Genomic DNA, 4,147 nt, shown 5'->3' with positions numbered 1-4,147 from the left:
CGCCGCCGAGGCGGCGGCCGCCGGGCTGCGCGAGCAGGTGGAGCAGCAGGGGCAGCGCCAGCGCGAGCTCCTGGAGCAGCAGCGGCTCGACCAGGCCGAGCGCAGCGAGCGGGAGCGCCGCGAGAGCGCCGTCCTGCAGGCACTCAGCCCCGTGCGCGAGACGCTGTCGACGATGCAGCGCAAGGTGTCCGAGCTCGAGCAGCAGCGCAGCGAGCAGTACGGATCGATCGCCGAGCAGCTCAAGCGCGCGCAGATGTCCGACGCCGAGCTCCGTGCCACGACCGAGTCGCTCGCGAGCGCGCTCCGGAACAACAGCACGCGCGGCGTCTGGGGCGAGACGCAGCTGCGGCGGGTCGTCGAGGCGGCGGGCCTCACGCAGCACGTCGACTTCGAGCTGCAGACGCAGGTCACGACCGACCAGGGCCGCGGGCGTCCCGACATGGTCGTGAACCTGCCCGGCGGCAAGTTCATCCCGCTCGACTCGAAGGTGCCGCTCGAGCACTACCTCGAGGCGTCGAGCATCCCCGAGACCGCCACCGGCGAAGAGGGCGCGCGGCGCAAGTCGCTCATCGAGAAGCACGTCAAGGCGATGCGCTCGCACATCGACGCGCTCGGCAAGAAGACCTACTGGGAGGGGCTGGCGGCGAGCCCGGAGTTCGTGATCGCGTTCATCCCGAACGAGTCGCTGCTCTCGGCCGCACTCGAGGCCGATGCGGGGCTGCTGAACTACGCGTTCGAGCGTCGCGTCGCGCTGGCGTCGCCCGTGAACCTGTTCGCCGTGCTCAAGACGATCGACTACGCCTGGCAGCAGCAGGCGGTCTCCGACGAGGCCAAGAAGCTCTTCGACCTCGGCACGACGCTCTACCAGCGCATCGGCGTGCTCGCCGGCCACGCCGACTCGCTGCGCAAGGCGATCGAGCGCACGGTCGACAGCTACAACAAGTTCGCCAGTTCGCTCGAGTCGCGTGTCCTCGTGACGGCCCGCCAGTTTCCGGGCATCAACGAGACGAAGCTGTCGCTGGTCGAGGAGCCGACGCCCATCCACGAGTCGCCCCGACGCCTGTCGGCGCCCGAGCTGACCGATGGCGATCCGTTCGATGCGAGCGCGGAGCCGGTTCCCGCACTCGAGGCCGAACCGAACGACGCCGCATCGACCTCCACGCCGCTCGACGACGCCGATGACGGACTCGCGCTCCCGATCGACGACGACTTCGACGGCGCCGATCTCGACGAGCACATCCGTCGTACGGCCTCGTCCTGAGCACGGCGCTCCCACTCGCGTCCGTGGCCGAGACGGGGACCGGACGGGCGAACGTTCACTCCTCGTCCGCCCCGACCGTACGCCCGGCGCCGGGACCGTCGGCTCCGGAGGACGGATCGCGGACCGGATGCGGCTCGTCGACCGGAGCGGCGAATCCCGCCGCGGCCTCGGCACCGGTCGTCGGCGTGGCATCCATCGGGCCGTCGTCGAGCGGGTGCGCGAGCTCGTCCTGACCGAGTCGCGCCGTGGCGAGGGTCACGACGGCGAGCAGCGGCGGCACGACCCCGGCGATCAGGAACGCCGGCGCGAGCCCGAGCCACTCGCCGACGGGACCGGCGATCGCCATCGACAACGGCATCAGCGCGAGCGACACGAAGAAGTCGAGGCTCGACACCCGGCCGAGCATCGCCGGGGGCACCCGCCGCTGCAGCAGGGTGCCCCACACGACCTGCCCGGCGTCGAAGAAGAACCCGACGACGAACGCCGCGACCACCATCGCCCACAGCCACGTCGTCACGCCCATGACGGCGAGCGGCAGGCAGCCGAAGCCCCACGCGAGGATCATCAGCGTGAGGTAGCGCCGCGGCAGCCGGAACGACGACACCAGCAGCGACCCGGCGGCCCCGCCGATGCCGAAGGACGCCAGCACCAGTGCGAACTCGCCCGCGCCGCCGCCCGTCTGGTCGCGCACCGCGAACGGGATCAGCACCTCGAGCGGCCCGACGACCACGAGCACGAGCAGGATCGAGAACGCCAGTGTCGCGAAGAGCCACCGCGTGCGCAGCAGGTACGCGAACCCGTCGCGGAGGTCCACCGCCATCTGCCGGAGCGGGTGGGCGTCGGACGGCTCGAGGTCGCGCCGCAGGGGCGTGGTCCGCATGAGCGCGAGCGCGGCGATCGCGACGACCTGCAGCCCGCCGACCACGAGGAATGCGAGCGACGGAGCCTGGACGGCGATGAGCAGGCTCGCGAGCGCCGGGCCGGCGGCGTTCTGGGCGACGGGACGCAGCACGCCCTCGACGCCGTTGGCAGCGAGCAGCTGCTCCGCGGGAAGCAGCGCCGGAAGCCAGGCCGAGTACGCCGGATAGAAGAATCCGTCGGCGACGCCGAGCACGAACGAGAGCACCGCGAGGTGCCACACCTCGATGGACGCGGTCGCGGCGAGGAGGCCCGCCGCCGCGAACACGACGGCGCGCGCCGTCTCGACGACGAGGAGGACCCGCCGCTGCGGCACGCGGTCGGCGACGACGCCGCCGACGAGCACCGCCAGCACCAGGCCGAGGCTCGCACCCACCGCCACGATCGAGAGATCGATCGGCGTTCCGCCGAGCTCGATGACCTGCCACGCGGCAGCGACGATCCACGCCCCCGCGGAGAGCAGCGATGCGGCGAGGGCGACCACCAGCCGGCGGTACTGCGCCGAGGAGAACGGCCGCAGCGCACGCGGCATCCGGGTCTCGGAGGTCACCCGACCAGTCTGCGGCACTCCGCCGAAATCGGACAGGCTCGTCCGCTCACGGCAGCGCGGCGCGCGACGCCGGTCGAGGGGTCAGCGGCCGGTGTCGTCGAGCCACTTCTCGACGAGGTGGTCGGCGACGATGCGCCGGATGGTGCCCGACTTGCCGCGCAGCACGATCGACTCGGTGCGGATGATCGGCCCCTTCTTGCGCACGCCGTCGACGAGTTCGCCATCGGTCACGCCCGTCGCGACGAAGAACGTGTTGTCGCTGCGCACCAGGTCGTCGAGCTCGTACACCTGGTCGCAGTCGAGGCCGGCCGCCTCGCCGCGCGCCCGCTCCTCGTCGTCCTTCGGCGCGAGCCGGCCCTGCATGAACCCGCCGAGCGCCTTGATCGCGCACGCCGTCGTGATGCCCTCGGGGCTGCCGCCGATGCCGACGCACATGTCGATGCGCGACTCGTACCGGGCCGCGTTGATGCCGCCCGCGACGTCGCCGTCCGAGATCAGTCGAGTCCCCGCACCCGCCTCGCGGATCTCGGCGATCAGCTGCTCGTGACGAGGACGGTTCAGGACCGCGACGCGCAGCTCGCCGACCTCCTTGCCCTTCGCCTTCGCCAGCGCACGCAGGTTCTCGCCGATCGGCTTGCGGATGTCGACGACGCCGATGCCCGAGGCGTCCGTGACGATCTTGTCCATGTAGAACACCGTCGACGCGTCGAGCATCGTGCCGCGGTCGGCGACCGCGATGACCGACAGCGCGTTCTGGCGGCCGGACGCGGTGAGCGAGGTGCCGTCGATCGGGTCCACGGCGATGTCGCACGCCGGCCCGCGCCCGTTGCCGACCCGCTCGCCGTTGAAGAGCATGGGCGCCTCGTCCTTCTCGCCCTCGCCGATCACCACGACGCCGTCGAAGTTCACCGTGCCGAGGAAGGCGCGCATCGCGTCGACCGCGGCGCCGTCGGCGGCCAGCTTCTCGCCGCGGCCGATCCACGGGTACGAGCGGATGGCGGCCGCCTCGGTCGCACGGACCAGTTCGAGGGCGATGTTGCGGTCGGGGTGCAGGTAGAGGCTGTCGTGTTCGCTGCTCGCCATCGAGGGGTCCTCCTGGTTCGTGGGTGCGGCGCCCGCGCGGTTCGCACGACCGGGTCGCCTGTCTCCGAGCCTAGTGACGGGCTTGCCCGAACGGGCCGGTGAGGCCCTGATCGGCCGTGAAAGTTCGTGCATTCTTAACGGGACGAGACCCGCCACGACTGTCCGGGATCCAGTCGGCTGCCGGGCCCCAGGTCGCACGGCGTCACGGCCGTGAGGAACACCGCGACCCGGTCGCCGCAGAGCTCGTCGAGCCCGGAGACCCGGCCGAGCGGGATGCCGGCCGCGGCGAGCCGGTCGGACTCGCCCGCGGACTGCGGCGCCAGCCGCGCCTGCAT

At 72.0% G+C, this 4,147-nt stretch carries 4 protein-coding genes; 1 reads left to right on the top strand and 3 read right to left on the bottom strand.

From position 1 onward, the window contains the following. Window positions 1-1,261 (top strand): DNA recombination protein RmuC (locus ESO86_RS12645; protein ID WP_165307777.1); only part of this gene is annotated, 1,261 nt, incomplete at its 5' end. A gap of 55 nt (window positions 1,262-1,316) precedes the next feature. On the opposite strand, the gene ESO86_RS12640 is transcribed toward ESO86_RS12645, so the two are convergent. From ESO86_RS12640 to ESO86_RS12630, 3 genes are all read right to left on the bottom strand, one after another. Further along, complete coding sequence (locus ESO86_RS12640) at window positions 1,317-2,729, bottom strand: MFS transporter (protein ID WP_242492354.1); 1,413 nt, start codon at window positions 2,727-2,729, stop codon at window positions 1,317-1,319. Window positions 2,730-2,810: 81 nt separating this feature from the next. Then, complete coding sequence (glpX, locus tag ESO86_RS12635) at window positions 2,811-3,812, bottom strand: class II fructose-bisphosphatase (protein WP_129235347.1); 1,002 nt, start codon at window positions 3,810-3,812, stop codon at window positions 2,811-2,813. A 134-nt stretch (window positions 3,813-3,946) separates the two neighbouring features. Further along, the coding region (locus ESO86_RS12630) for a fructose-bisphosphatase class II (RefSeq protein ID WP_129235346.1) at window positions 3,947-4,147 on the bottom strand (201 nt) is incomplete at its 5' end.

Source organism: Agromyces binzhouensis (assembly GCF_004135055.1).
Taxonomy (GTDB): Bacteria; Actinomycetota; Actinomycetes; order Actinomycetales; family Microbacteriaceae; genus Agromyces; species Agromyces binzhouensis.
Note: the sequence above shows the minus strand (reverse complement) of the source record. Positions and strands in the feature narration are given on the sequence as shown.

Coding starts and splice junctions, on each gene's coding strand:
- glpX (WP_129235347.1), bottom strand. CDS start 3,812: ATGGCGAGCAGCGAACACGACAGCCTCTACCTGCACCCCGACCGCAAC.